Here is a 26,823-nt window from a genome sequence, read left to right as displayed (position 1 = left end):
TGTGAGGAATGAACTCGTACGGTGATACCAGCTCCTCGCGCGGCCGGGCCCGGATACCGGGCCAGGACGACGCGGGGCAGGCGGACGACGCGTACCGCCCCGGTGGCGAACCGCGCGGAGTCAACTGGTCAACCGGACCGGAGGCCGCGGGCTCGTCGGCCCGTGCCTCGGTCGGCGGGCGGGCCTCCGTCGGCGGCTCGGCGAGCGTACCGCCGCCCGGTGGATCCGCCGCCGGCTCGGCTTCCGTCGGCCGGGCCGGGCCGGGCCGAGCCTCGGTGCCGGTCTCACCGGCACCCGGCGGCCGTGCCTCGGTGCCGGTCTCACCCGCGCCCGGCCGGGCCGGGCGGGCCTCCGTGCCGGTGAGCCCCGCACCGGGCGGGCCGGCCGGCCGTGCCTCGGTCGGTGCCGCCGCCGTCGGTGCGGCCCCGGCCGGTCGGGCGAGCGTCGGTTCGGCCGCCGTGGGTGGCCGGGCCGCGGTGGCCCGGGCAAGCGTCGGAGGTCCGGGCGGACCGGGTGGACCAGGAGGGCCTGGCGGCCCCGGCGGTCCGGGTGGGCCAGGTCGCGGTGGCCGTGACCCGGGCGCGGTGGCCCGGGCGCGCAAGCGCAAGCGGATGAACATGCTGATCGCCGGCTTCGCGGTCTTCATCATGCTGGCCGGTATCGGCGTGGTCGGGTTCACCTATTACTCGACCAACGTGGTGCTGCCCAAGGAGATCCCGCTGCCGCTGTCCACCGCCGTCTACGCCAAGGACGGCAAGACCCTGGTGGCCAAGCTCGGCAACGAGAACCGGACCTTCGTCACCATCGACAGCATTCCGCTGCACGTGCGCGACGCCGTCGCCGCCGCCGAGGACCGCAACTTCTACCGGCACTCCGGTGTCGACTACAAGGGCATCACCCGCGCCGCCTGGAACAACCTCTCCGGCGGTGACCGGCAGGGTGCCTCGACCATCACCCAGCAGTACGCCCGCAACGCCTACGAGAACCTCCAGGACGACAGCTACGGCCGGAAGGTGAAGGAGGCGATCCTCGCCTCCAAGCTGAACGACAAGTTCACCAAAGAGCAGATCATGGAGAACTACCTCAACGTGATCTACTTCGGCCGAGGTGCTTACGGCATCGAGGCGGCGGCGCAGACCTACTTCAACACCTCCGCCAAGAAGCTCACCGTGGCGCAGGGCGCGGTCCTCGCCGCCCTGATCAAGCAGCCCGAGCCCTCCGGCACCCACCAGGGGTACGACCCGGAGGTGAACCCGACCGACGCCAAAGGCCGGTGGGACTACGTCATCAACGGCATGGTGGCGGAGGGCTGGCTCGACCAGCCGGGCCGGGAGACGCGCCCGACCGAGTACCCGAAGGTTCAGAAGGTCAAGAAGGACAACGGCTTCGGCGTCGCCTCCCCCCGCGGTAACGTGATCAACTACGTCCGCAAGGAGATGGAGGAGTGGGGGCTCTGCTCCAACTACGGGGCCGAGGGTAAGCCCAACTGCGTGACCGAGCTGCGCGAGGGCGGCTACCGGATCACCACCACCATCGACCCGAAGATGCAGAAGGCACTGGAAGAGGCCGCCCAGGTGGGCCGCAAGGGTTCGATCCTCGACGGGCAGCCGAAGAACCTGATGGCCGCGGTGGTCTCGGTCGACCCGAATACCGGCCGGGTGCTGGCCTACTACGGCGGCAACAGCGGCGCGGACTTCGACTACGCGGGCCTGAACACCAACCAGAACGGCGACCTCGTCGGTGGTCACCCGCCGGGCTCGTCGTTCAAGGTCTACACGCTGGCTGCGGCGATCGACGCGGGCATCTCGGTGAAGTCGCACTGGGACGCCACCCCGTTCAAGCCGGAAGGCTATGACACCGAGATCATCAACGCCGGGCGTAGCGCCAGCTGCGCCAAGTGGTGCGACCTGCAGGAATCGACGGTGCAGTCGTACAACGTGCCGTTCTTCCACGTCGCCGAGGAGATCGGCACGGCCAAGGTCGTGGACATGGCCCGCCGGGCCGGCATCCGCACCATGTGGACGGTCGACCCGCCGAAGGCGTACGACCTGACCAAGAGCAAGCCCGAGGAGGTCGCGCCGAAGTACTTCGACCGGGTGGTCGGCTTCGGGCAGTACCCGATCACGGTGCTCGACCACGCCAACGGCCTTGCCACGCTGGCCAACAGCGGCAAGTTCAACAAGGCGCACTTCGTCCGTACGGTGGAGCGGCAGAACAAGTCAACCGGCAAGTGGGACAAGGTGCCGGGCGCGGGCGAGAAGCTCAAGCCGCAGCAGGTGATCCGGCCGGAGGTCGCCGACGAGGTGACCGCGGTGCTCAAGGAGATCCCGGGCAAGAACAACGCCACCCTGGTCGGTCGGCAGGCCGCCGGCAAGACCGGCACCTGGGAACACGCCGGCACCGACAAGAACGCGCACGCCTGGATGGTCGGCTACGACAAGAACGTGGCCACCGCGGTGTGGATCGGCAGCCGTGACCCGAAGAAGCCACAGATCGTCGACCGCGACGGCAACAACATCAGCGGTGGTCGGCTGCCGGCCCAGCTGTGGAAGCGGTACATGGACGAGGCGCTCAAGGGCTACGACCCGTCCGACCTGCCGAGCGTCACCGGGGCCGGCGACCAGGACGCCGGCAACGGTGTCGCGCCCGCCCCGCCGCCCCCGGACAACCCGCCCGACTGCGCGCCGACGGACTTCTTCTGCCAGTTCGGTGGCGGCAACGACGGCGGCAACCGGGGCGGTGGCCGCGGCAACAACAACGGCGGCAACAACGACCAGACGGACCCGCTGCCCGGCGGTCCGCCGGACGGTGGTGGCGGTGGCGGCGGGGTACTGCCACCGAGAACCACGAACCGGGAGTAGTTAGGCGTTGACGCACGTGGGGCGGTCGGACAGCGGTCCGACCGCCCCACCGCGTTCCGTGCCCCGGCGACCACATCGCGGGAGTCCGCCGCCCGATCCGCGGTGTCGTCGCGGTTTCGACTTCTGCGCCGTTGGCTGATGCGGCAGGATGCACGGTCATGAGCTCGAAGTCGACGCCAGACATCGATGAATCCGGTGTTCCCGACCACCCGTCCCGCTCCGACGGCTTCGTCCGAGGGCTCTCCGGGCTGATCGGTGGCCCGCTCGGCGACCACGCGGTCACCCGCGACGGCCCCGCCGGGCCGGCCCGATTCTGGACGGCCATGCGGATCGTGCTGGCGCTGACCTGCCTCACCCTTGCCCTGCACTGGGTGCAGAAATCCCCCTGCCAGGACGGCGCGTGGGCGAACAACCAGCAGTACACCAAGTTCTGCTACACCGACGTGCTCGCGCTCTACTACGCGGAGCGGCTCAACGAGGGCGCCGTGCCGTACCGGGATCATCCGGTCGAGTACCCGGTGCTGACCGGGTACTTCATGGGCGCGCTCGGGCTGCCGGTGCACTCCGCCGGTGAGGGCAACCCGGCGATGAACCAGGGACAGTGGTTCTACAACCTCAACGCACTCGTGCTCGGTGCGCTGGCGGTGGCCACGGTGATGGTGCTGCTGTCGCTACGCCGCCGACGACCCTGGGACGCGGCCCTCTTCGCGCTCTCCCCGGCGCTGCTGCTCACCGCCACCGTGAACTGGGACTTCCTCGCCATCGGGCTGGCCGCCTTCGGCCTACTGGCCTGGGCCCGTACCCGGGACGGCAGCAGCGGGATGCCGTTGGCAGTGCTCTCCGGCGTACTGATCGGGCTCGGTGGCGCGGCGAAGATGTGGCCACTGTTCATCCTCGGGCCGATCCTGGTGCTCGCGATACGGGCCAACCGGGTGACCGCCGCCATCTGTTCCATCGTCACCGCTGCCGTGACCGTGGTGCTGGTGAACCTGCCGGTGGCGATCCCCTACCGGGAGAACTGGAACGAGTTCTTCAACCTGAACACGACGCGGCCGATCGACTGGGGAACCCTCTGGTACATCGGCCGCTACCTGGACGGCAAGGTCGGTGACCCGGCCAGCATCGGTCCGTTCCAGTGGCTCGACGCCAACATCCCGACCCTGAACTACGTGTCGTACGCGCTGTTCGGGCTCGCCTGCCTGGCCATCGGCGCGCTGGCGCTGTTCGCACCGCGCCGCCCCCGTCTCGGGCAACTCGCCTTCCTCGTGGTCGCCGCCTTCCTGATCTTCAGCAAGGTCTGGTCGCAGCAGTTCGTGCTCTGGCTGCTGCCGCTGTTGGTGCTCGCCCGGCCCAAGTGGGGTGCGTTCCTCGCCTGGCAGCTGGCCGAGGTCGGCTACTTCGTCGCCTTCTACGCCGAACTACTCGGCGCCTCGACCGGCACCCCGGTCATCCCGGAGGGTGTGTTCGTGCTGGCCGCGAGCCTGCGTCTGGTCACCGTGGCGGTGCTGTGCGCACTTGTGGTCCGGGAGATCCTGCACCCCGAGCAGGACGCGGTACGCCGCAACTACGCCGACGACCCGGACGGCGGCCTGCTCGACGGCAAGCCGGACGCGCCCTGGCTGGACCGCCTCCGGAACCGCCGAACCGCGCCCGATCCCGAGCCTGTCCTCACCACCTGAACACCACACCCGTCGAACCCGACTCCGCTCGGGTTCGACGGGTGTGACCTCGGCGGACGCTAGAGGCGGAACGCCACGACCGAACCCAGCTCCTCACGGGTGATGCCCAACCCGTCCAACGGAGCGTCGACGCTGACCTCCCACGGCGTGCCGACGATCTGGTCGCGCATCACCAGCACGTTCTGCACACCCAGGGTGCGCAGGTAGTCGACGCTGGTCTGATCGGGGAACGTCATCGTCACCCGGCGAACGTCGGCCAACTGGCGCGGCGTGAACCCACTGCCACCGTTGACGACCTGCTGGAACCGGGTGGTCGACCAGAGCATCACCGGCTGGTCGCGGTTCTGCCCGCTGGGCAGCACCAGCAGTGGACCGTCGACCGTCCGCATGGCGGCCGGCTGCGGTGGCACCACCGGATGCGGTGTCGTGTTCGTTCCCTCCGCGACGACCAGCAGCAGCGGTACCAGGGTGGCCAGGCGCAGCCACGGGCTCGGCCACGAAGGGATCCGCTCGGCGGAGATCTCCCGGACCCGCTCGGCGAACGCGCTGACTGCGCCGGCCGCGAGCAACCCGAGCAGCAGGGTGGCCCAGAGCATGAGCCGGCCCGGCGTACGGATGCCGTTCCAACCCGGCAGGAACTCGAAGAGCGGCTCGTAGGTGAAGTGACCACCGAAGAACCGGGTACCCATCGACAGGGTCATCGCCACCAGCACCCCGGCGAGCAGGAACAGGCGTTGGCGGACCGTCCAGATGGAGAAGAAGAGGCCACCGGCGGCCAGCGCGTAGAGCGCGAAGCCGGGTAGCAGGGTCATCTCCGGATGCCAGGGCAGAATCGAGCGGGCCCCTTCGTGCAGTCCACCCCAGATCCGGGACTCGGCCGGTGCCGTGACGAAACCACTGAGCGGAGGTGAGAACCCGGCGATGTCGCCGATGGTCCGCTCCGCCTGCGGGTGCAGCTGCGTGACGGTGAAGTAGGGGAGGGCCAGCAGGACACCGACACCGGCGAAGATCAGCCCGCCGACCAGGTCGGCGGCGAACAGGCGCTGGCCGAAGGGCCGCTTCACCCGCCAGAAGATCCGCTTCGCGTACCAGACGAGGGTGGCCACCAGCACCGTGCCGGCGAGGACGTACGCGAACGGCAGCCCGATGCCGAAGCCGAGACTCAACTGCCAAGCCGCCACCAGCCAGCCGGCGTAGACCCAGCCTTCGCTGCGCCGCTCGGGCCGGTAGCCGTGCCGCAGCGACCAGCCGTGCCCACGGGCGAGCATGGCCAGCGCCAGCGGGATGCCGCCGTTGGAGACCACGTGCAGGTGCCCGGCCTGCGCCAGCAGCCACGGTGCGTAGGTGTAGCTGACCCCGGCCACCGCCGACCCGATGCGGCTCGCACCGAGTTGGCGGGCGAGCACATACGCACCGAAGGTGGCCAGCGCGTGTGCGAGCACGAACATGATGTTGTAGCGGAGCAGCGCGTCACCGGGGCCGTTACCGATCAGACCCGCCGGCGCGTAGCCGAGCAGGGTGTCGGAGAAGGCGAAGCTCCACCGCTCCGGGTAGAACGCGTTGGCGTGCCACAGCTGGCTGGGATCGGTCCGCAGGATGTGCCCGGACCAGGCCATCTGCCAGGCCTGCAGGCTCGGATCCCAGTAGTCCTGCGGCAACGTGTGCCGGGGGTAGCGCAGCGTCGGCCAGGTCATCAGCACGGCCAATGCGAGCGAACCGAGGGCGGCCAGGGTCCACTCGTGGATCAGGAGCCGGCCGGACCTGCGGGCCAGCCTGCCGTACCACTTCGGCGCCGACTCCGGCGCCGGCCCGAACGCCGCCCACCGGTCCTTGCCCTCGCCGTCGCCACCCGTCGGTTCTTTGCTGTCCTCGGTCTTGCTGTCCTCGGTCTTGCTGTCCTCGGTCTTGCTGTCCTCGGTCTTGCTGTCCTCGGTCTTGCCGTCCTCGGTTCTGCTGTCCCCGGTCCTGCTGTCCCCGGATGCGGCGTCACTGCCGGTGGCGGTGCCGTCCTTGGTGTCCGGCTTACTCGCGTTTGCGGCTGCGGAGTCGATGCCCGGCTGGCCAGCCTCCGGAGGAGCGCCGTACGGCAGGCTGGGCTGGCCTTCAGCGTCAGTTGGGTAGCCCTTGCCGGTTGGCTTGTCCGGGCCGCCGTGGTCCGTGCTGCCTTTATCCGTGCTGCCGTGGTCCGTGCTGCCGTGGTCCGTGCTGCCTTCGGCCGGGGTCGCGGGATCCCCCGCGGCGGCGGGGGCAGGAGACGAGGCCGGGGCAGCCGCCGTGGTCGACGACTCGGGCGCGTGTTCGGCGGGTCCCGGATCGCCGTGGGGCCGGGCGCCGCTGGCCGCCTGCCCGGTGGGCGACGTGTCGCGGCCGGGCGGCCGGGCGCCACCGGAGGCGGACTGTTCCGTCGTCATCGTGCCGGCGTCTTCGCGTCGAGTTGCGTACGCAGGAAGGCGATGTCGCCGCGCTGTCCGTCGGTGCCGCCGGGCGTCTCGACGATCACCGGGGCGTCCGCCGCCCGGATGACCGCCACCAGCAGTTCCGGGTCGATCGTTCCGCCGCGCAGGTTGTCGTGGCGGTCGCGGCCGGAGCCGAAGCCGTCCTTGGAGTTGTTGGCGTGGACCAGGTCGATCCGTCCGGTGATCGCCTTCACCCGGTCGACCAGGCCGAGGAGTTCCTCGCCGCCGGCGTGGGCGTGGCAGGTGTCCAGGCAGAAGCCGACCTGGTAGTCACCGACGGTGTCCCACAGCCGAGCGAGCGCGTCGAGTCGACGCGCGCAGGCGTTGTCGCCGCCAGCGGTGTTCTCGATCAGCACGGGCAGCTCGAAGCCCCCCGACTCCTGTGCGTACGCGAGGGCCTTGCGCCAGTTGTCGAATCCGGCGGCGGGGTCGTCACCGGTGTTGACGTGGCCGCCGTGCACCACCAGTCCCTTGGCCCCGATCGCCGAGGCCGCCTTCGCGTGGGCGAGCAGCAGCTTGCGGCTGGGTATCCGGATTCGGTTGTTGCCGGTGGCGACGTTGATGACGTACGGCGCGTGCACGTAGACGTCGACGTCGGCCGCCCGCAGCTGCGCCACGTCCGCCCGGGGCTGTGGAGCCTTCCAACCCTGCGGGTCGGCGAGGAAGAACTGTACGGCGTCGGCCGCTCGCGCGGTCGCCTCCGCCAGCGGGTCGGTCGGATCGACGTGGGCTCCGATACGCATGCAGGCGAGCCTACGTCGCCTCCCCGACAGCCGTAGCGACCCCACCGTCCGGGTCGCGTCACCGGGGCCGTCGGAGGTCGTTGAATCCGATGGATCCGCCACATCAGACGGTCCTCTGCCAATCCAAACGGTCGATGTGCCTTCAGGCGGTTTCTGCACCGGCGGTTGTCGTTCGGCTCCGAGAATCGGGTCGCGCCACGTGTTGGTCGTCGGTGTGGCGGCCCCGGCTGGAGTCAGCGTCCGGCGGCAGCAGGACGGGTAGAGAAGATTGTCAGTAATTTTTGGTATTTGCCCGACAAGTGCCAGCAGTCGCGATAACGTCAGGTAACAACGTGATAAAGCTCCGCGGGGCGTCTCCGGTCCAACCTCATCGGTGTGGTCGTTCCTCCCCAGGTCCCACCCAAGGAATGCGGACCAGGCGCCCCGCGGTCCCGTGACCGGGGGTCTGTGCCGACAGCGACGTCGGCACGGACCCCCGGTTCGCTGTGCCCGTCACCTCGGTGATGGTGATCGTTCGGACCGGGTATCCTGGTCCGGTTGTCCGCTCCCGGTCGGGTTCCCCCGCTTCGGGGCGGGCCACGACGCACGACCTCCTGCCACGGAAGGACCGTGGCCGCTTAGCCCACAGGAGGTGAGCACGTCTTGCGTCATTACGAGATCATGGTGATCCTCGACTCCAGCCTCGAGGAGCGCACCGTCGCCCCGTCGCTCGACACGTACCTGAACGTGATCAGGACCGCGGGTGGCTCGGTGGAGAAGACCGACGTGTGGGGCCGCCGGCGCCTCGCGTACGAGATCAACAAGAAGTCCGAGGGCATCTACGCCGTCATCGACCTCCAGGCGACGCCGGAGGCGGTGGCCGAGCTGGACCGGCAGCTGCGGCTCAACGAGTCCGTGCTGCGTACCAAGGTCATCCGGCCGGAGATGCGCTAACTATCCACCCAGCCCCACCCGGATCAGCCTCACCCGGCTGTCAGAGGGTTCTGCGAACCTGTACGGCAGATCGGATGAGTGCGCGAGGAGATGGTCATGGCAGGAGACACCACCATCACGGTCATCGGCAACCTAACCGATGACCCCGAGTTGCGGTTCACTCCCTCGGGGGCGGCGGTCGCCAAGTTCCGGGTCGCCTCGACGCCCCGATTCATGGACAAGGCGTCCGGCGAGTGGAAGGACGGCGAGCCGCTGTTCCTTTCGTGCACCGTCTGGCGGCAGGCCGCCGAGCACGTGGCGGAGTCGCTACAGCGCGGCGCCCGCGTGATCGTGTCGGGCCGGCTGCGTCAGCGGTCCTACGAGACCCGCGAGGGTGAGAAGCGCACCGTCATCGAGCTGGAGGTCGACGAGATCGGCCCGTCGCTGCGCTACGCCACGGCGAAGGTGCAGAAGATGTCCCGCTCCGGTGGCAGCGGCGGCGGCTTCGGCGGCGGCGGTGGTGGTGGTCAGGGCGGCGGTGGAGGCAACTTCGACGACCCCTGGGCTTCGGCTGCACCAGCACCCGCACGCTCGGGTGGCGGCAACTTCGATGAGGAGCCCCCGTTCTAATGGCGCCGAGCGCCCGTGATCGTAAACCAGGAGCAAGAGCAATGGCGAAGGCTGCGGCACTGCGCAAGCCGAAGAAGAAGGTGAACCCGCTCGACAAGGACGGGATCACCTACATCGATTACAAGGACACCGCGCTGCTGCGCAAGTTCATCTCCGACCGCGGCAAGATCCGCGCTCGGCGGGTGACCGGCGTGACCTCGCAGCAGCAGCGGCAGATCGCCCGTGCGGTCAAGAACGCCCGTGAGATGGCGCTCCTGCCGTACACGGCGACGGCCCGCTGAGAGGAGGTGCCGACATGAAGATCATCCTGACTCAGGAAGTGTCCGGGCTCGGTACCCCGGGCGACATCGTCGAGGTCAAGAACGGCTACGGCCGTAACTACCTGCTTCCGCAGGGCTTCGCGATCGCCTGGACCAAGGGCGCGGAGAAGCAGGTCACCCTCATCAAGCGGGCCCGCTCGGCCCGTGAGATCCGTGACCTCGGCCACGCCAACGAGGTGAAGGGCCAGCTCGAAGGCCTCAAGGTGAGCCTCAAGGCCCGCGCCGGCGACGGCGGACGGCTCTTCGGCTCGGTCACCCCGGCCGAGATCGTCGACGCCGTCAAGGCGGCCGGCGGGCCGGCGCTCGACCGGCGCCGGCTGGAGGTGTCCGGTCACATCAAGTCGCTCGGCTCGCACCCTGTGCGGATCAAGCTGCACCCCGAGGTGACCGCCACGTTCAACCTCAACGTCGTGCAGAGCTGAGCCTCCGCCGAACCGTGACAGGGCCCGCACCGGCGACCGGTGCGGGCCCTGTCACGTCGAGAGTGCCTCGTCAACCGATGGGCTGACCGGTGACCGCACTGATCAACACGGTGGAGAGGCCACCGCCCACCACCGCCGCGGCGAGCGCCACCGTGGTCGGCTTCCAGGTCGTACCCACCCGCCGCAGCAGCGTCGCGACCACCAGGCTGCTCACCAGCGCCAACCCGAACCGCGGTATCCCGGCCACCATCGCCCCGAACGCCCGGGCCCGCGGCGAGTCACAACCGCCGCCACTGATGTCGGTCACGCAACCGGCGGGCGGTGCACCGTCCAACGTCAACAACCACACGAAGATGACCACCGCGGGCAGGAGATAGCAGCCCGCCGTGTAGAGCAGGGGAAGCCACGGCGCACCCGGATCCGGATCCAGCAGGTCGTCTTCCAGCCTGCGGTTCCAACCCCCGCCACTGACCTCCTCGATCCGCCGCCGCACCGACGCGATGCCGACCTGCCGTGCTGCCGGCACCGGGGCAGCACGCCGCCGCGGCGCCGTACGCGGCCGGGGCGCGGTGTAACCGACCACCGGCGACCGCGGCGCAGCGGCGTTCGCGTCCACCCACCGGGGATCGTCACCGGCCAACCGGGTACCCGGCCAGAACTCCTCCCGCGCCGGTTCCGGCTCGGCCCGCCCAGCCCAGGACCACTGCCCGGCGCCAGACGTGGCACCCGAGCGCGGCGGCTCCGTACGATCCCACCTGTCCGGATCCGAGCCCGCGGCCCACCGGCTGTCGCCGCGCGACCGCTCCGACCGGTCGGCCTCCGAGTACCGCGCCACCGGGCCCGTACTGTCGTCAGGCTGAAGCCACTGACCCGTCCGGTCCGGCTCAAGCCATCGATCCGTATCGGACGACTGCAACCACTGACTCGTGCTGTCGGCATCCCAAGGGTCGGCGGGCCTGGCCTCGGCACCACGAACGCCGTCGGCCGGCTGCTGCCACGCGTGCAGTCCGGAGGCATCCCAGGGGTCCACCGCCGGGCGAGGGCTCTCCGGCTCGGACCTCCGCTCCCACGGCTCAGCCGTCCGCTCCCAAGGATCGACAGCAGGACCGGGGGTCGGCTCGGCCGCCCGCCGACGACGCGTCACCGGCTCCGCGGCCGGCTCGGGACCGGCCGCCTCCTGACCCTCGTCCTCCAGGCCCGACCAGGTCACCTGGCGGCGGCGCGACTGCGCACGGCGGGGTCGGCTCTGCGGCGTCACCCCGGAAACCGGCTCGTCGTCAGCCGCCCGTCGGCTACCGACGTACCCCTCCTCCTGTGGACGGTCGAACGTCCACTCCCGGGTGTGCGCCGCATCCGGCTCGGACGTGGAGAATGCGGCGTCACGGCGACTCGACTCGCTGGACCGCCGACCCTCGCTGCCCCCGCCCGAACGCCGACCCCCGTAACGCTGCCGGTCGTCGGCATCGTCATCGGGTGCGGCATGTCGCCCTCCGCCGTCCACGCTGCGTACGCCCGACTCCAGCGCCCACCGCGGCAGGTACGGCTCGGCCGGTTCGTCCTGGCCCCGCTCGATGGCACGGCGCCGGCTCGGCGTGCGGTAGCGCTCCACGGCGGAGTCGTAACGATCGGCCGGGGGATCCTCGACGGGATCGGCCCACGAAGCGGCAGCCCGTCGCTCGCGCGGGCCATCCTCCCCGCGTCCCCAGTCCCGGTAACTCACGGCCGGAGCGTGACCCTTCTCAACCGAAAGCGCAATCCGCTGTCCAGGTGTAGCCGTAGGCCACCGATCCTACGGGACTATCGGGACACCGCCCTACCGGAAAATTGTAATCCACAGCCTGGGGACGGCACCTGGGCAGGTCAACGCGCTGCCCCGGAGAATTCCCCACCAGTTATCCACACCCTGTGCACAGCCTGCGCACATGCTTGTCCACTCGCGTCCACAGGTTGTCCCGAGGCTTGTCCACCGCTTCGGTTGAGTGGCTGACCTCGGGTTCCGTATGGTTGCCACCGACCGCCCGTCCGATGGCCCCCGATCGACGCGGCAGGTCGACAAGTCGCACCCAGGCGATGACGTCTGGGGCCGACCCAACGCAATGGAGGGGGGCCGGGTGTCGGTCACCGACGACATGCGGACGGAGCGATTCCCAGGCGAGTCAACGTCTGGGCCGCCCCCGCGTGACGGCCAGTTCGACAAGACACCGCCGCAGGACGTCGCCGCCGAGCAGTGCGTACTCGGCGGCATGTTGCTGTCCAAGGACGCCATCGCCGACGTCGTCGAGATCCTCAAGACCAACGACTTCTACCGGCCGGTGCACGCCACCATCTTCGACATCGTCCTGGAGATCTACGGCCGCGGTGAACCGGCGGACGCGATCACCGTGGCGGCGGCCCTGGCGGACTCCGGTGACCTGGCCCGCATCGGCGGCGCGCCCTACCTGCACACGCTGATCGCGAGCGTGCCGACCGCCGCGAACGCGGCCTACTACGCCCGCATCGTCAGCGAGCGGGCGGTACTGCGGCGGCTGGTCGAGGCCGGCACCAGGATCGTCCAGCTGGGCTACGGCACCGCGGGCGGCGGCGGCAGCCGCGACGTAGACGACATCGTCGACCTGGCCCAGCAAGCCGTCTACGACGTGACCGAGCGGCGGGTGAGCGAGGACTTCGCCGTCCTCGCCGACATGCTCCAGCCGACCCTCGACGAGATCGAGGCGGTCGGTGCGCAGGGCGGGGTGATGACCGGGGTGCCCACCGGCTTCACCGACCTGGACCGCCTGCTCAACGGGTTGCACGCCGGGCAATTGATCATTGTTGCCGGTCGCCCTGGTCTGGGGAAGTCCACGGCAAGTATGGACTTCGCGCGCAACGCCGCTATCCGGGCGAATCAGGCGTCGGCCATCTTCTCGCTGGAAATGAGCAAGGTCGAGATCGTCATGCGGTTGCTCTCGGCCGAGGCCCGCGTACCCCTGCACGTGCTTCGCAGTGGGCAGCTCTCCGACGACGACTGGACCAAACTCGCCCGGTGCATGGGCGAGATCAGCGAAGCTCCGCTCTTCGTGGACGACACGCCGAGCATGAACCTGATGGAGATCCGGGCCAAGGCCCGGCGACTCAAGCAACGGCACGACCTCAAGCTGATCGTGGTCGACTATCTCCAGCTGATGACCTCGCCGAAACGCACCGAGAGCCGCCAGCAGGAGGTCGCCGACCTGTCGCGGGGCCTCAAGCTGCTGGCCAAGGAGGTCGAGTGCCCGGTCATCGCGGTCAGTCAGCTGAACCGTGGCCCGGAGCAGCGCACCGACAAGCGACCACAATTGTCCGACTTGAGGGAATCTGGGTCAATTGAGCAAGATGCGGACGTGGTGATTCTGCTGCACCGTGATGACTACTATGACAAAGAATCACCGCGGGCTGGCGAGGCGGATTTCATTGTCGCTAAGCACCGGAATGGCCCGACCGACACGGTGACGGTCGCTGCTCAGTTGCATCTGTCGCGGTTCGTGGACATGGCCATTGTATGAGTCGCATGGGTTCCCGGCTGCCGCCAGCTTAGGGGGAGGACGTTGTCGCCCGTGCCGCTGAGGGCGAGAGTTTGGCAGCAATCGCTGTCTCGCGTGGAGTTGGCAGGCGGGCAATCCGAGGGCTCCTGCGTCGGCGCGGAGTTCCTGCTCGCATTCTCCCCGCGGTCTTTCCTCGGCTCCAGTAGCGGCATTTTACGGTGTGCGCGACCTGCAAGCCGCCGGGCTGATCAGCCCGTCCATCGTGGACGTCGCGACCTGGGTGGCGGCAGTGCCGGGTGGTGTCGCGCCGGGCAGGTCGAGCAGCAGGTCGAGGTGGTGGACCAGGGTGGGTCCGCTGGAGGCCATGGTCGTCCAGGTCGGCGACCGTGTTGGTGATGCCGTCGTAGGCGTTTGCCAGCGCGATACGCGAAAGCCGGTGACCCCATCTCGGCAGCGTCCCACAGATCGGTGCAGTGGCTCCGTCGGCGGGCGGGGTCGGTCCGGAGCCGGACGGCTTCAGACCGACCCCGCCCGCCGCGCTCGGTCGGGCTCAGCCGAACATGTCGTCGAGGAAGCTCTTGCGCTTCTTACGCCGGTAGTGGCCGTGGTAGCCGTAGTGCTGCTGAGCGTGGCCATAGGCCGGTGCCGGCGCGGGGTAGCCGTGCGGCGGGGGGGCAGCGCCGTAGCCCGGCTGGTGTGGCGCGGGCGCGGGCGGTGGGTAGCCGGCCGGCGGGGTGGGCTGCGGTGCGGGCGGGGCCTGTTGCGCGCTCCAGTTGGCCTCCGCCTCGAACAGCTTCTCCAACTCGCCGCGGTCGAGGAAGATGCCCCGGCACTCGCCGCACTGGTCGATGACGACGCCACTGCGCTCGTACTGGCGCATATCTCCGTGACACTTGGGACAGGTGAGGCTCATTACCCGAAGGTACCTGGTCGGGTCATGCGGTAGCGGTGAGCGCCGCCGCGACCTCGTCGTCGGAGATCTCGTGGAAGTCGTCGTAGTAGGCCCCGACCGCGCCGAAGGTGGCCGGCCGTTGGGCGCAGATCGCCTCGTCGGCCTCGGCGGCGAGCATCTCGCAGGCTTCGTCCGAGCCGACCGGGACGGCGATCACGACGCGGCGGGCGCCGAGGTGTCGGGCGACCTGTACGGCGGCGCGGGCACTCGCGCCGGTGGCCAGGCCGTCGTCGACGATCACGGCGAGGCGGCCGGTCAGGTCCAGCGGTGGCCGTCCGGCCCGGTAGAGCTGTTCCCTTCGGTCCAGTTCCGCCTGTTCCCGCCGTTGCACCTCGGCGATGTCGGCGGGGTCGAGTTGGCTGGCGACGGTGTCGTTGAGCACCCGTACGCCGTCGGGTCCGAGCGCGCCGAAGGCGACTTCGGGGGCCCATGGCATGCCGAGCTTGCGGACCACGAGCACGTCCAGCGGCGTGCCGAGGCGTTCGGCGACGACCCGGGCGACGGGGACGCCGCCGCGTACCAGGCCGAGCACGATGACGTCCGGTTGGCCAGTCAGGGCGGTGAGCCGGTCGGCGAGGGCCCGACCGGCGTCGGCGCGGTCGCGGTAGGTGGTCATGACCTCAGGTGTACGCCCTGTGCGGGGTCTTCGCCCGCTGCTTGCCCGAACCGGGGGAGGTCGAGCGCGGGTACCCAGAGCAGGAACGCGATCGGGTAGAGCAGGTAGCCGAATCGGGTCGTGGGCATCAGCAGGATCGCGGCGAGTAGCCCGTACCCGCAGATCAGGCTGGCGGTGTGAGCGGCCCGGGGTGGTCGGCGGGCGAGCCGGACGGCGATCGTCATACCGGCCGCGATGAGCAGCGCGGCGGCGACCGCCCGGCCAGCGGGCAGGTTGGCCGCGATCAGATGGCCGGGGAACGGTGACTGTGCCGGGCTGGAGACCCGGCCGTGGCCGAGCGGGAAGCGCAGCACGTTCTCCACGAGCGCCTGGTGGTCGACCAGAAGGGTGGGCAGTAGCGCGGCGGCGGGTAGCCCGAACGCTCCGGCGGCGAGCCGCAGGCCGGCGCGTCTGGTGAGGGCCCAGATGACCAGTACCGCGGCGACCGGCCAGGCGAACAGTTTGAGGGCGCCGGCCAGGCCGACGGCGATGCCGGCCGAGCCGGGGCGTGCGGTGGCGGCGAGGGCGAGGGCCAGCAGGCAGAGCGCGAGTACGGGCAGGTCGTCGCCGCCGGTGGCCAGGGTCAGGGCGCAGACCGGCAGTACGGTGGCGGCCTGTACGGCGCGGAGCAGGATCGCGTCGTGGCGGGATCCGTGGCTGCCAGCTGCCGCTCGGCGGAGGGCCTGCACGGCGAGGGCGAGGATCAGTGCGGTGCAGATGGCGAACCAGATCCGGGCGTCGGTCCACCATCCGTCGGAGATGGCGCGGGGCAGTCCGAACAGCGCCATGCCCGGCTGGTACGGGGTGTAGCCGAGTAGTTGGTGCTCCGCAGGGAGGGCGGCGATCGCGTCGGGGCCGAGGTACGGCGTGCCCGTTTCCAACAGACGGCGTCCGGATTCCTCGACGACCAGCACCTCTTCCTGGGCGCGGTCGCCGCGTCCGGCTGCTCGTTGCGCGCTCTGCCAGCTCAGGGGTAGTAGTGCGGCGCCAGCCCAGGCGAGGGTGGCGACCAGCCAGCGCGCCGGTGTCGCGGCGAGGAGGGTGTCGGGTCGGTGTCGTCGGGCCAGCAGTTGACCGGTGACGGCGAGTGCGGCGGCGAGGTAACCGAGTGCGGCGATGCCGCCCCAGTGCCGGTGGGGTGGGAGGGTGGAGGTGCCGGCGGTGATCGCGGCGAAGGCGGCTGAGGTGGCGTAGAGGCCGAGGTCGAGCGGGAGTCCGCCGCCAGCGGTGTCGAGCCGGTGCCACCAGCCGGGGCGCGGTACGGTCGTGGTGGCGTTGGTCACCTGGGTCAGTGTGTCAGGCCGGCTGGTGACGGCCTCGGCCCCCCTGTCGGCGCCCGGGTGGTAGTCGGACCACCGCGCCGGTGTCGTGCAGTGCGGCGGCGAGGTGGCCGGGCCGGCCACCCGCGCCGCGGTTCAGGGCGGCGAGCAGTGCCCCGGCGGCCAGCGGTCGGGCGAAGAGGTGGCCTTGGCCGGCGACGCAGCCGAGTTCCCAGAGGGCGCGGCGCTGCGGTTCCCGTTCCACTCCTTCGGCGATGACCGCCAGGTCTAGGCTGCGGCCGAGGTCGAGGGTGGAGCGGACGATCGCGGCGGCCTCGGTGGAGGTCTCCATGGCGGTGACGAAGCTGCGGTCGATCTTCAGCTGGTGCACCGGGATCCGGGAGAGCAGGGACAGCGAGGAGTAGCCGGTACCGAAGTCGTCCAGGGCGAGTCGTACGCCGGAGTCACGCAGTCGGGTGAGTACCTGGTCGACCACGTCGAGTTGGCTGAGTGTGAGGGTCTCGGTGAGTTCGAGTACGAGCCGGTCGGGGGGCAGGTCGTGGGCGCGTAGCCGGGCCAGTACGGAGCCGGGGAAGCGGGCGTCGAGCAGGCTGCGTGGTGAGACGTTCACCGCGACCGGTACGTCGAAGCCGGCGTCGCTCCAGGTGCCGGCGGCGATCAGCGCCTGGTCGAGGATCGCGTCGGCGAAGGCGGGCAGTACGGCGGAGCGTTCGACCGCCTCCAGGAAGCGCAGCGGGTCGATCAGGCCGTGGGTGGGATGGTGCCATCGGGCGAGTGCTTCGGCGGCGATCACTTCGCCGGTGCCGAGGTCGACGATGGGCTGGAAGTTGACGGTGAACTCGTGGTCGGCGACCGCGCGGGGCAGTTCGCCGCCGAGGGTGAGTCGGCCGAGGTCGGCGGTGTCGCGGGTGGGTGCGTACGTGGCGACCCGCTGCCCGGCTCGTTTGGCCTGGTACATGGCCACGTCCGCGCGGCGGAGTAGTTCGACCATTCCGCCTGTGGTGGGTGCGACGGCGATGCCGCCGCTGGCTTCGATGCTGATCTGCATGCCGTCGATGCCGAAGGGTTCGTGGAGGGCTGCCAGTAGCGTCTCGGCCCGGTGCGCGGCCATCGCGGGGGCGGGCAGGGCGCGCAGGAGTACGGCGAACTCGTCGCCGCCGAGCCGGGCGACGAGATCGTCGGTGCGGGCGGTGGCGCGTAGCCGTTCGGCGACCTGGACCAGCATCTGGTCTCCGGCGGCGTGCCCGAGGGTGTCGTTGACCTCCTTGAAGTGGTTGAGGTCGATCAGGACGAGTGCGGTGATCCCGTCGGCGTGCCGTTCGTGTAGCTGTTCGGCACCTTCGTCGAGGAGTTGGCGGCGGTTGGCCAGCCCGGTGAGTGCGTCGTGGGCTGCGGCGTGCGCGTGGGCCTGGGCGACCCGGGCGAGTTCGGCGTACGCCTGGGCGTTGCGGACCGCCGTGCACAGCGCCGAGGCGAAGGTGTGCAGGGTGTACCGCTCGCGTTCGTTGAGCTGCACCGAGCCGCGGAAGCGCAGCCGCAGTACGCCCACGTCGACGGATTTGTCGTGCCCTTCGAGTGGTGCGGGCACGACCGCTCCGAGCGCGGCGGGGGCCCGGTCGGCAGGGCCGTCGTAGCTGACGCCGTCGGAGTTGCCGCGGATGAGGCGTGGGGTGTCGTGGAGTTGCACCTCGACCTCGTCGGCGGAGAACAGTTCGGCGGCCTGGGTGACCGCGGTGGTGAGGACCTGGTCGAGTTCGACGACGTTGAGCGCGTCGGTGGTCTGGGCGAGCCGCTGCCAGGCCTGCTGTTCGGTGCGGTTGCGGACTCGGGTGAGGTAGAGCAAGTGGAGGCTGAGTACCAGTGGTGGTACGGCGAGGAGCATCCGGACGTCGGTCCTGATCGTCAGGACTGTGCCGACGATGACGATGAGGCGGGTGACGGCCGCGGTGAGTCGCAGGTCCCAGTCCTCGCGGAACAGCTTTCCCAGTGAGGTGCCGGTGGCCATCGCGATGATCGGCAGCGTGACGAGTTCGTCCACCAGCACGGCGGCGAGGTACGCGGCGGCCAACGCCACGACGGTGCTGGTGATGTCGGAGTTCGCCGGCGGCCATTCGAACAGGTGCAGGACGACGCTGGCGGCGGTGGCGACCAGCATGTTCTTGCCGATACCGAAGAACCGCTTGATCGGCGGCAGCCGGATCAGGGTGGTGGCTATCGCCACTCCGAAGCCGGTGGCGAGGACTACCACGGGCGGGGGTGCCACGGCGAGTCCGACGACGATCGCCGTCTCGGTCCAGGCGATGTGGTGGTTGGTGGAGCGGATCCGGACGCGGACCTTGACGATGAAGGCGAGCGTCACCAAGGAGATCAGTGCTGGCCAGACGAGGGTGGCCGTGATGACGCCGTAGTTGGGCAGATGGGCCACGGAGACGGCGCCGGAGATGCCGGCCAGAACGACGACGAGACCGACTAGCGGCCGTAGCCGCTGATCGGTCCCGGTCTGTCGGTCCTGCGAGGCCAACCGTGGTCCCCATTCGTCACCGAGGGGTTGCGCTCCGCAAGCGTACTGCGACTGCTTCTCGTCGAGAAGCGGGGATCAGGCCCATTCGTGCGAGTTCATTCGTTACCCCCAGCTGTATTCGGCTCTTGCTGTTGCCGAATCTAGAGGGGCTTACGGTCGGTTGGTGCTAATAGATGTCGTATTGCGCAGAATGGGCCAATACGGCAAATGTCTATCACGTTCCGTCTCGCGTTCCTGACGGAGGGTCCGATTCCGTCGCCTGCTGCGGTTGTCTTCTGGTCCCCTCGGTCGTCGGCGCATTCTGGTCGAACAAGTCTCTCCAGCGAGTTTGCTGGATTCATCAGCACTTCGGTCGGGATTGCCTGATCCGCGGGGCTGCTGACCAGTTCTGATCTGGCTAAGCTGCACTCGGTGATCCTTTGAATGCAGTCTGAGGGGCCAGTGCAGATTCAAGTCCTCGGGGGTCTCACGGTGCGCCACGGCTCCGCGGTGCTGACCCTTGGGACCCCCAAGCAGCAGACCGTACTGGCCGTGCTCGCCGGCAATCCCGCAGGGCTGGTGTCGGTCGATCAACTCGTCGACGAACTGTGGCCCACCGACCCACCGCGGTCGGCGGTGCCGAATGTACGTACCTATGCCGCGAACCTTCGGCGCGGTCTTGAGGCAATGATTCCCGAGCGCGAGGTGTTGACCCGCGCACGAGACGGCTACCGCCTCGACGTGGCGCGGACCGACGTCGACGCCTTTCTCTTTCGGTCGGAGGTCGCGGAGGCGCGCCGGCTGGTGGCCGCTGACCAGGCTGGAGCGGCGCGTCTGTTGTCCCGCGCTCTGGAACGCTGGCGCGGTCCGGCGCTCGTCGGCGTGCCGCTCGGATCGATGCTCTCGGCCCAGGTGGCGGCCTTGATCGAGGACCGGATGCTCGCGGCCGAGATGCTCGTCGAGTTGAAGATCCGGCTCGGCCACTACGACGACGCACTGCCGGTGCTACGGAACCTGCTGGTCACGCAGCCGCTCCGCGAACGGGCTCACCTGCTCCTTGTCCGGGCCCTGCATCTGCGGGGCGACCATGCCGGCGCGATCGCCGCCTATCACGCGGCACGTCGCATCCTGCGCGAGCAACTCGGCATCGAGCCCGGTGCGGAACTGCGACAGCTGTATCTGCGGATAACCGAGCACGAGTGGCCGGGATCGCACACCGACCGAGCCGCACGGCCGGGCGTCTCGACCTCCGTCGGGCACCCTGATCAGGGAATCCAGTCGCCCTCCATGCCCCCGGCGGTGCCGGATTTCGTGGGGCGGGGCAAGGTTGTCGAGCAACTGCTGTCCGCCACGTTGAGGGCTGTCGGCGGCACACCCGCCGTGCACCTCGTGGACGGTATGGCGGGCAGTGGTAAGACGTCATTGGCGCTGCACGTCGCCGCCCGATTGACGACCCACTATCCGGACGGTCAGCTGTTCATCGATCTCAAGGGACACAACGCTGTCGAACAGGTCGACCTGACCTCCGCTCTGGCCACACTGCTGCGGCAACTCGGTGTGCCGGGTGGCCGGATCCCGGCGGCGGTGGAAGATCGCCTCTCCTGCTGGCAAGGGGAACTGGCGAGCCGACGGCTGATCATCGTCCTTGACAACGCGGCCGGTGCCGGGCAGGTGTTTCCGCTGCTCCCACGCAGCAGGGGAAGTGTCGTGATCGTGACATCCCGGCGGCGGATCACCGGGCTGGACGTCGGCCCGCCAGTGTCGCTGCCCATGATGGCGGTGGAAGAGGGAGTTGCCCTGCTCGCAACCTCGGCCGGACCGGAGCGGGTGGCGGCGGAGCCGACGGCGGCGGCGCTCGTGGTGGAGCAGTGCGGCTATCTACCGCTGGCGATCCGGCTCGCCGGCTCCCGGCTCGCACATCGACCGACCTGGCAGGTGGCTGACCTCGCGGCTCTGCTCGCGGGCAATGCCCGCCGACTGGTTCACCTGACGTCGGGCGACCGGAGTGTGACGGGGGCGTTCGCGGCCTCGTACGAACCACTCGACGAGCCGGCCAGACGGATGTTCCGGCTGTTCAGTGTGCATCCGGGCGACCACTTCGATCTGGTGGCTGCCATCGCGCTGTCCGGTCTCGCACCCGACGACGCTGGGCTGGCCCTCACCGAACTCGTCGACTGTCACCTGGTTGACGAGGTGAAGCCGGGCCGCTACCGGATGCACGATCTGATTCGGCAGTTTGCCGATGAGTTGTCTCGTGAACAGGACTCCGCGCAGGAGCGTGAGCGCGCATTTGTCGAGCTGGCCGATGTGATGCTGCATCTCTGCTTCCAGGTCGCCGACGACCTTGAATCCGGATCGGTTCGGAAGTACGTAACCATCGGTTCTCCGCGTCGGCCAGATCTCTTGGTGGTCGCCGCGTCGCCGACTGAGGAATGGGCCGAGGACCAGCGGGCGAATCTGGTGGCGCTCGTGGTGCGGGCCCGGGAATGGGCGTGCCACGATCACGCCTGGCGCCTCGCTCGGGTGCTCTGGCGGTTCTTGTACGTGCGCGGATACTTCGACGACATAATCGTGACCCACCTCGCCGGGCTCGCCGCGGCCCAGGCCGCGAAGGACGAGGCCGCCATGGCCGTGATGCACAACTACGTCGCCTCCGCCTACCTGCGGAAGGGCAGCTTCGAGGCAGCGTTGCAGCACGTCAGGGCTGCGGTGATCAACGCCGAGCAACGCGGTGACGTGATGGGTGCCCACGGCTATCGGGTCAACCTGGTCGCTGTGCACTGGATTCGCGGTGACCCCGAGGAGGCGGTGCGGGTAGGGCTGGAGAGCCTGCGGGGGCAGCAGGGGCATGAGATATCCACCCTCCTGCCGAACGTGGGGTTAGCCCTGGCGATGGTCGGCCGTAACGCCGAGGCGCTGCATCTGCACCGTCTGCACCTCTACCTGGCCCGCCAGGCCGGAAGTCAGTTTCACCTGCTCAACGCGCTTGGCCACATCGGCACGACGAAGTTCCGGCTCGGACGTCATGAGGCGGCGGTCCGCGCGTTGCGGGCCGCGCTGGCGCTGCGGAGGCGTACGGGCCACCGGTACGCGGAGGCAGAGGTCCGAAACGACCTCGGAATCGCGCTCCGCTGTCTCGGGCGCACCGACGAGGCGGTCCGCCACCATGAGGCGGCCCGGCGGTTGGCGGTCGAATCGGGTGAGCCGCATGTGGAAGCGGCAGCGTTGAACGACCTGGCGTTCACTCTGGTCGGTACCGGTGATCCGGGCCGGGTTGTCGAATTACACCGGGCGGCGCTGCGGGTGGCGACCCGGATCGCGCATCTGTACGAGCAGGGGCGGGCGCTGACCGGACTGGCCGAGCACCTGTTCGCCACCGATCCGGTAGCGGCGCGGCGGCATTGGGAGCGGGCATTGGCGATCTTCCGCCGGATGGGGGTGCCGGAGCGGTTCGAGGTCGAGCGTCGGCTGGCCGAAATCGCGGCAGAGTGAGTCCGCCGCCGCGTATCTGACCTTGCCTGGAATCCGCGCCCGATGGAACCGGACATACCGCGTAGTTTCTGAGGATCCGGCTTATCGATTTCTTATCGACGGTGTCGATAGCGTGCGGTTGTTCGCCGACGGGGGAGGTCCCGCCATCCGCAGGACCTCGACGCGACCCCGCCGTTCAGGTGTCCCCAGCCACCTGCGGCGGTCTGGTGTCGGCAGGGGCGGCTGATGCGCGCCGCCCCTGCCGGCACCGCAACGTCGTGCCGGAAAGATAGGCTCGCGTCCGTGACGCAACCCGCCGAGCTAACCCACGTCGACCCGTCCGGTGCGGCGCGCATGGTCGACGTCTCCGCCAAGGAGATCACCGGCCGTACGGCGATCGCCGCCGGCCGGCTGCGTACCACCGCAGAGGTGGTGGAGTTGCTGCGCCGCGACGGGCTGCCCAAGGGCGACGCGTTGGCGGTCGGTCGACTGGCCGGGATCATGGGCGCGAAACGCACCCCCGAGCTGATTCCGCTGTGCCACCCGATCGCGCTGCACGGCGTCACGGTCGACCTGTCGCTGACCGTCGACACGGTCGAGATCACCGCCACCGCCCGTACGGCCGACCGCACCGGGGTCGAGATGGAGGCCCTGACCGCGGTCGCGGTCGCCGGGCTGGCCCTGGTCGACATGGTCAAGGCGGTGGATCCGGCGGCCAGCGTCGACGCGGTCCGGGTACTGCGCAAGGAGGGCGGCAAGAGCGGCCGGTGGCAGCGCCCGACGGACCGGCCGTGATCCGCGCCCGGGTGGTGGTGGCGTCCAACCGGGCCGCCGCCGGTGTCTACGCCGACACCAGCGGCCCGCTGCTCGTGGCCGGTCTGCGGGAGTTGGGCTGTGCGGTGGACGAGCCGGTGGTGGTGCCCGACGGTGAGCCGGTCGGGCAGGCCGTGCGGGCGGCCGTGGCGGATGCCGTCGACGTGGTGTTGACCAGCGGAGGGACGGGTGTCACCCCGACCGACCGTACCCCCGAGGTGACCCGTGGCCTGCTCGACTACGAGATTCCCGGCATCGCCGAGGCGATCCGCGCGTACAGCCGGGACAGGGTTCCCACCGCGGTGTTGTCCCGGGGGGTGGCCGGGGTGGTTGGTCGGACCCTGGTGGTGAACCTGCCTGGCTCGACCGGCGGAGCGCGCGACGGCCTCGCGGTGCTGGGGCCGATCCTGGCGCACACAGTCGACCAGTTGCGCGGTGGCGACCACTAGGGAACCCGATAGGCTCGTCCGGTGAGAACCGAAATCGCATCGACCACCGGCCGGGCCGAGGCGTCGCCGCCGGTCGATTGGGAGGATGCGCGATCCCGGGCGTACGCGGCCGGTCGGGAGGGTGCGCTGCCCGCCGTCGAGCGCCCGCTCGCCGAGACCGACGGGCACACCCTCGCCGAACCGCTCACCCCCCGCACCGATCTGCCGGCGTTCCCGACGTCCAGTGTCGACGGCTGGGCGGTACGTGGCGCGGGCCCGTGGCGGGTCGTCGGCCGGGTGCTGGCCGGTACGGCACCGGGCCCGTTGACCGAGGACGGTACGACCGTCGAGATCGCGACCGGGGCGATGGTGCCGGTGGGCACGTCGGCGGTGCTGCGAGTCGAGGAGTCGAGGCGTACCTCGCGGGGGTTGGTCGACGGTGTGCCGCGGCCCGCACCGGAGTGGCGGCATCCGGGGGAGGAGGCGTCCGCCGGTGAGGAACTGCTCCCGGCCGGCACCCCGGTCGACCCGGCCCTGATCGGCCTGGCGGCGTCCTGCGGGCACGACACCCTGCGGGTACGCCGGCAGCCGCGCGCCGCGCTGCTGGTCTTCGGCGACGAGCTGCTCACCGCCGGTCCGCCCGGCGACGGGCGGGTCCGCGACGCGCTCGGCCCGGCGGTGCCGGCGTGGCTACACCGTTACGGCTGTCAGGTTGCTCCGGCCGACGTGGTCGGCCCGGTGGCCGACACCCTGGCCGCGCACGTGGACGCGCTGCGGACCGCGTTGACCCACGCCGACCTCGTCTGCACCACCGGCGGCACCATGCACGGCCCGGTCGACCATCTGCACCCCGCGCTGGCCGAGTTGGGGGCGGAGTACGTCGTCAACACCGTGGCGGTGCGCCCGGGGTTCCCGATGTTGCTGGCCCGGTTGGTCGGAACCGACGGGCGGATCCGGTACGTCGCCGGGCTGCCCGGCAATCCGCAGTCCGCCATCGTCGCCCTGGTGTCGCTCGTCGCGCCGCTGCTGGCGGGTCTGATCGGTCGACCGCTGCCGGTGCTGCCGCACAGCACGCTCGCCGAGCCGATTGCCGGCCGGGGCGACCACACCCACCTCGCCCTGGTCCGCCTCGACCGGGTGGCCGGGACGGCCCACCCGGTGCGGCACGTCGGGTCGGCGATGCTGCGCGGGCTTGCCGGCGCCGACGGGTTCGCCGTCATCCGACCCGGAACGTCGGGTGTGGCCGGCGACCGGGTGCCGGTCGTACCTCTGCCGTTGCTGCCCGGGGAGCGGACATGGTGATCATGGTCGGTGGTGTCACGGAACAGCCGTTGGACGTCGCCGCGCACGAGGCGGCGGTCGCCGACGGCCGTGCCGGTGCGGTCGTCTCGTTCGCCGGGGTGGTCCGCGACCACGACCACGGACGTGCGGTGATCAGCCTGGAGTACGAGGGCCATCCGAGCGCCGAGCGGGTGCTGCGGGAGGTGGCCGACGAGATCGCCGCCGACCCCGACGTGTACGCGGTGGCCGTGTCGCACCGGATCGGTCCCCTCGCCATCGGCGATGCCGCACTGGTGGCGGCGGTCAGCACCGCGCACCGGGCCGCCGCGTTCGCGGCCTGCGCGCGGCTGGTCGACGAGGTCAAGGCCCGGCTGCCGATCTGGAAGCGTCAGGTCTTCGCCGACGGCACCGAGGAATGGGTCAACTGCCCCTGACCTCTACCGGCGGCCGTACAGGATGGCGTGGCGGGCCATCCGGTCGGTGAAGAAGGCCGGCTCGGCACCGGGGCGCCAGGGCAGCGCGGCGACCAGCACGATCAGCGCGAGCACCAGGGAGTTCTCCATCAGCGCGCCGAACAGACCGTCGTCGTAGTGCGAGACCTCCGGCAGTTGGTGTTCGTACGGCCAGATCGGGGAGATCAGGAAGAGCAGGTAGAGCACGATCGCGGCGACGCCGTGCCGGAGACCGGTCAGCGTCGGGTACCAGATCGGTGGGCGCAGCGTGGAGACACCTGGTGGTTCACCGTGCGGGCCGGTAAGCGCACGGCTGGCCAGGCCGCGGCTGGCCTCGCGGCGGCGTACCGCGGCGTCGGCCAGCACGATGATCGCCGGGATCACCCAAACCAGGTGATGCGTCCAGGAGATCGGGCTGATCACGTTGGCGGTGAGGCCGACCAGGGTGAAGGCGGTCAGTTCGTCGCCCTCGGCGTGGGCGTTGGCGGCTCGGGACAGGCCGAGCGCCAGCACCAGTACGGAGAACGCGAGCCAGAGCAGGCCGGGCGTCTCGATGGAGTCGTAGAGCCGGGCGAGCAGCCCGGCCAGCGACTGGTTGGGGGTCATGTCGGCGGCACCGACCCGTTCGGTCTGCCACAGCACCCGCCCGAAGTAGGCGCGGGACTCGGCGCCGACGACGCCGAAGCTGCCGATGGTGACGGCGATGGTGGTGCCGATGGCGGTGGCCGCCACCCGCCACTGGCGAGTGATCATCAGGTAGAAGATGAACAGGGCCGGGGTCAGCTTGACCGCCGTGGCGAGGCCGATACCCACGCCGGCCCAGGCGCCGCCGTAGACGAACCGCAGCAACGGGCCGTCGTTCTCCGCGTAGTGGGTGCCGCGGCGTGACCGCCACCGCAGCGCGATCATGTCGGCCATGATCAGGGCGAAGAGCAGCAGGTTGACCTGCCCGTAGCCGAGGGTTTCCCGCACCGGCTCGATGGCGACGGCGAGCGGCGTGGCGATGCCCACGGTGTACCACAGTGGCCAGCCCAGCCGGTCGACGATCGGACGCAGCAGCGCGGCCAGCACCACAGCCAGGGCGGCGATGCTGACCAGCGCGTTGACCAGACCGGCCGCCGTCACCGGGAGGTGGGCCATGGGCAGCATGGCCAGGCCGGCGAAGGGCGGGTAGGTGAAGCCCAGGGTGGTGTCGGGTGCGACGAACTCGTAGAGCTCGTGACCGCTCGCCCACCAGACCACCGCGCCGTGGTAGATCTTCATGTCGAAGAAGTTGTACGGTCGCCCGAATGCGCCGATGGCGAGCCATGCGGCGTAGGCGACGGCGGCGACGATGCCGGTCCGTACGACTGTCCTTCGATCGATCCCACGCGTTACGCGACGGACTGCGGCGAGGCGGTCCAGCCCTCTACCGACACTCGCCGGCATGGCTCGGCCACCCCCGTACCAAGGTCGTCCTACCCGTCCA

21 protein-coding genes are annotated in these 26,823 nt (G+C 70.1%); 12 read left to right on the top strand and 9 right to left on the bottom strand.

Annotation, left to right across the window (positions count from 1 at the left end):
• The first annotated feature begins 8 nt into the window (after nucleotides 1–8).
• Both D2L64_RS19695 and D2L64_RS19690 read left to right on the top strand, forming a co-directional pair.
• Nucleotides 9–2,861 (top strand): transglycosylase domain-containing protein, encoded by a 2,853-nt coding sequence (locus D2L64_RS19695; RefSeq protein ID WP_119578677.1) that lies wholly within the window; start codon nucleotides 9–11, stop codon nucleotides 2,859–2,861.
• A 158-nt stretch (nucleotides 2,862–3,019) separates the two neighbouring features.
• Nucleotides 3,020–4,540 (top strand): glycosyltransferase family 87 protein, encoded by a 1,521-nt coding sequence (locus tag D2L64_RS19690; protein WP_119578676.1) that lies wholly within the window; start codon nucleotides 3,020–3,022, stop codon nucleotides 4,538–4,540.
• Between the two features lie 59 nt (nucleotides 4,541–4,599).
• On the opposite strand, the gene D2L64_RS19685 is transcribed toward D2L64_RS19690, so the two are convergent.
• Together D2L64_RS19685 and D2L64_RS19680 are read right to left on the bottom strand one after the other, a co-directional pair.
• A complete protein-coding gene (locus D2L64_RS19685; protein WP_233559046.1) occupies nucleotides 4,600–6,951 on the bottom strand; it encodes a hypothetical protein in 2,352 nt (783 codons plus the stop codon).
• Nucleotides 6,948–7,739 carry a deoxyribonuclease IV gene (locus tag D2L64_RS19680; protein WP_119578674.1) on the bottom strand — a complete coding sequence of 264 codons (792 nt, stop codon included), beginning with the start codon at nucleotides 7,737–7,739 and terminating at the stop codon, nucleotides 6,948–6,950. Before D2L64_RS19680 ends, D2L64_RS19685 begins: the two co-directional genes overlap by 4 nt.
• A gap of 642 nt (nucleotides 7,740–8,381) precedes the next feature.
• Here D2L64_RS19680 and rpsF point away from each other — a divergent pair.
• From rpsF to rplI, 4 genes are all read left to right on the top strand, one after another.
• Complete coding sequence (gene rpsF / locus D2L64_RS19675; protein ID WP_092381323.1) at nucleotides 8,382–8,672, top strand: 30S ribosomal protein S6; 291 nt, start codon at nucleotides 8,382–8,384, stop codon at nucleotides 8,670–8,672.
• Between the two features lie 78 nt (nucleotides 8,673–8,750).
• The gene (locus tag D2L64_RS19670) at nucleotides 8,751–9,281 is read left to right on the top strand and encodes a single-stranded DNA-binding protein (protein WP_199714640.1); all 531 of its coding nucleotides are present in this window, start codon (nucleotides 8,751–8,753) and stop codon (nucleotides 9,279–9,281) included.
• Between the two features lie 41 nt (nucleotides 9,282–9,322).
• Nucleotides 9,323–9,562: a 30S ribosomal protein S18 gene (gene rpsR, locus D2L64_RS19665; RefSeq protein WP_007073789.1), complete on the top strand. Its 240-nt coding sequence runs from the start codon at nucleotides 9,323–9,325 to the stop codon at nucleotides 9,560–9,562.
• Nucleotides 9,563–9,576: 14 nt separating this feature from the next.
• On the top strand, nucleotides 9,577–10,023 hold the full coding sequence (gene rplI / locus D2L64_RS19660; protein WP_119578672.1) for a 50S ribosomal protein L9: 447 nt from the start codon (nucleotides 9,577–9,579) through the stop codon (nucleotides 10,021–10,023).
• A gap of 70 nt (nucleotides 10,024–10,093) precedes the next feature.
• Here rplI and D2L64_RS27965 read toward each other — a convergent pair whose 3' ends face one another.
• Nucleotides 10,094–10,549, bottom strand: coding sequence for a hypothetical protein (locus D2L64_RS27965; protein WP_233559045.1), 456 nt, complete (start codon nucleotides 10,547–10,549; stop codon nucleotides 10,094–10,096).
• Between the two features lie 1,603 nt (nucleotides 10,550–12,152).
• Between D2L64_RS27965 and dnaB the strand changes: the two genes are divergently transcribed.
• The gene (dnaB, locus tag D2L64_RS19650) at nucleotides 12,153–13,544 is read left to right on the top strand and encodes a replicative DNA helicase (protein WP_119578733.1); all 1,392 of its coding nucleotides are present in this window, start codon (nucleotides 12,153–12,155) and stop codon (nucleotides 13,542–13,544) included.
• A gap of 192 nt (nucleotides 13,545–13,736) precedes the next feature.
• On the opposite strand, the gene D2L64_RS27320 is transcribed toward dnaB, so the two are convergent.
• The 5 genes from D2L64_RS27320 to D2L64_RS19630 all read right to left on the bottom strand — a co-directional run bounded on the left by D2L64_RS27320 (nucleotide 13,737) and on the right by D2L64_RS19630 (nucleotide 18,931).
• Nucleotides 13,737–13,889, bottom strand: a complete 153-nt coding sequence (locus D2L64_RS27320; protein ID WP_158603518.1) for a hypothetical protein — start codon at nucleotides 13,887–13,889, stop codon at nucleotides 13,737–13,739.
• Between the two features lie 184 nt (nucleotides 13,890–14,073).
• Entirely contained in the window at nucleotides 14,074–14,436 is a 363-nt protein-coding gene (locus tag D2L64_RS19645; RefSeq protein WP_119578668.1) for a TFIIB-type zinc ribbon-containing protein, read from the bottom strand.
• Nucleotides 14,437–14,458: 22 nt separating this feature from the next.
• Nucleotides 14,459–15,091, bottom strand: coding sequence for a phosphoribosyltransferase (locus D2L64_RS19640; RefSeq protein ID WP_119578666.1), 633 nt, complete (start codon nucleotides 15,089–15,091; stop codon nucleotides 14,459–14,461).
• Complete coding sequence (locus D2L64_RS19635; protein WP_119578732.1) at nucleotides 15,088–16,413, bottom strand: glycosyltransferase family 87 protein; 1,326 nt, start codon at nucleotides 16,411–16,413, stop codon at nucleotides 15,088–15,090. The genes D2L64_RS19640 and D2L64_RS19635 overlap by 4 nt, the downstream gene beginning before the upstream one ends.
• Nucleotides 16,414–16,426: 13 nt before the next feature.
• On the bottom strand, nucleotides 16,427–18,931 hold the full coding sequence (locus D2L64_RS19630) for a putative bifunctional diguanylate cyclase/phosphodiesterase (RefSeq protein ID WP_119578664.1): 2,505 nt from the start codon (nucleotides 18,929–18,931) through the stop codon (nucleotides 16,427–16,429).
• Between the two features lie 441 nt (nucleotides 18,932–19,372).
• On the opposite strand from D2L64_RS19630, the gene D2L64_RS19625 reads away from it, so the two are divergent.
• The 5 genes from D2L64_RS19625 (at nucleotide 19,373) to D2L64_RS19605 (ending at nucleotide 25,337) form a co-directional block, all read left to right on the top strand.
• Nucleotides 19,373–22,402: an AfsR/SARP family transcriptional regulator gene (locus D2L64_RS19625; RefSeq protein ID WP_158603517.1), complete on the top strand. Its 3,030-nt coding sequence runs from the start codon at nucleotides 19,373–19,375 to the stop codon at nucleotides 22,400–22,402.
• A gap of 282 nt (nucleotides 22,403–22,684) precedes the next feature.
• Nucleotides 22,685–23,176 carry a cyclic pyranopterin monophosphate synthase MoaC gene (gene moaC / locus D2L64_RS19620; RefSeq protein WP_119578660.1) on the top strand — a complete coding sequence of 164 codons (492 nt, stop codon included), beginning with the start codon at nucleotides 22,685–22,687 and terminating at the stop codon, nucleotides 23,174–23,176.
• Nucleotides 23,173–23,643 carry a MogA/MoaB family molybdenum cofactor biosynthesis protein gene (locus D2L64_RS19615; RefSeq protein WP_119578731.1) on the top strand — a complete coding sequence of 157 codons (471 nt, stop codon included), beginning with the start codon at nucleotides 23,173–23,175 and terminating at the stop codon, nucleotides 23,641–23,643. The genes moaC and D2L64_RS19615 overlap by 4 nt, the downstream gene beginning before the upstream one ends.
• Before the next feature lie 21 nt (nucleotides 23,644–23,664).
• Complete coding sequence (locus D2L64_RS19610; RefSeq protein WP_233559044.1) at nucleotides 23,665–24,924, top strand: molybdopterin molybdotransferase MoeA; 1,260 nt, start codon at nucleotides 23,665–23,667, stop codon at nucleotides 24,922–24,924.
• A complete protein-coding gene (locus tag D2L64_RS19605) occupies nucleotides 24,918–25,337 on the top strand; it encodes a molybdenum cofactor biosynthesis protein MoaE (protein WP_119578658.1) in 420 nt (139 codons plus the stop codon). The genes D2L64_RS19610 and D2L64_RS19605 overlap by 7 nt, the downstream gene beginning before the upstream one ends.
• A gap of 3 nt (nucleotides 25,338–25,340) precedes the next feature.
• Here D2L64_RS19605 and D2L64_RS19600 read toward each other — a convergent pair whose 3' ends face one another.
• Nucleotides 25,341–26,783 (bottom strand): glycosyltransferase 87 family protein, encoded by a 1,443-nt coding sequence (locus D2L64_RS19600; protein ID WP_119578656.1) that lies wholly within the window; start codon nucleotides 26,781–26,783, stop codon nucleotides 25,341–25,343.
• Nucleotides 26,784–26,823 lie beyond the last annotated feature (40 nt).

The sequence above is a fragment of the Micromonospora radicis genome (assembly GCF_003583405.1).
In the GTDB taxonomy this organism is placed as follows: Bacteria; Actinomycetota; Actinomycetes; order Mycobacteriales; family Micromonosporaceae; genus Micromonospora; species Micromonospora radicis.
This window is presented reverse-complemented; position numbering and strand designations above follow the sequence as displayed.

Bases quoted from the DNA above. Each gene is read 5' to 3' on its own strand.
- D2L64_RS19680 (WP_119578674.1), bottom strand. From the start codon at position 7,739: ATGCGTATCGGAGCCCACGTCGATCCGACCGACCCGCTGGCGGAGGCG.
- D2L64_RS19640 (WP_119578666.1), bottom strand. From the start codon at position 15,091: ATGACCACCTACCGCGACCGCGCCGACGCCGGTCGGGCCCTCGCCGAC.
- rpsR (WP_007073789.1), top strand. From the start codon at position 9,323: ATGGCGAAGGCTGCGGCACTGCGCAAGCCGAAGAAGAAGGTGAACCCG.
- dnaB (WP_119578733.1), top strand. From the start codon at position 12,153: ATGCGGACGGAGCGATTCCCAGGCGAGTCAACGTCTGGGCCGCCCCCG.
- D2L64_RS19600 (WP_119578656.1), bottom strand. From the start codon at position 26,783: ATGCCGGCGAGTGTCGGTAGAGGGCTGGACCGCCTCGCCGCAGTCCGT.
- D2L64_RS27320 (WP_158603518.1), bottom strand. From the start codon at position 13,889: ATGGCCTCCAGCGGACCCACCCTGGTCCACCACCTCGACCTGCTGCTC.
- rplI (WP_119578672.1), top strand. From the start codon at position 9,577: ATGAAGATCATCCTGACTCAGGAAGTGTCCGGGCTCGGTACCCCGGGC.
- D2L64_RS19695 (WP_119578677.1), top strand. From the start codon at position 9: ATGAACTCGTACGGTGATACCAGCTCCTCGCGCGGCCGGGCCCGGATA.
- D2L64_RS19645 (WP_119578668.1), bottom strand. From the start codon at position 14,436: ATGAGCCTCACCTGTCCCAAGTGTCACGGAGATATGCGCCAGTACGAG.
- D2L64_RS19690 (WP_119578676.1), top strand. From the start codon at position 3,020: ATGAGCTCGAAGTCGACGCCAGACATCGATGAATCCGGTGTTCCCGAC.
- D2L64_RS19685 (WP_233559046.1), bottom strand. From the start codon at position 6,951: ATGACGACGGAACAGTCCGCCTCCGGTGGCGCCCGGCCGCCCGGCCGC.
- D2L64_RS19605 (WP_119578658.1), top strand. From the start codon at position 24,918: ATGGTGATCATGGTCGGTGGTGTCACGGAACAGCCGTTGGACGTCGCC.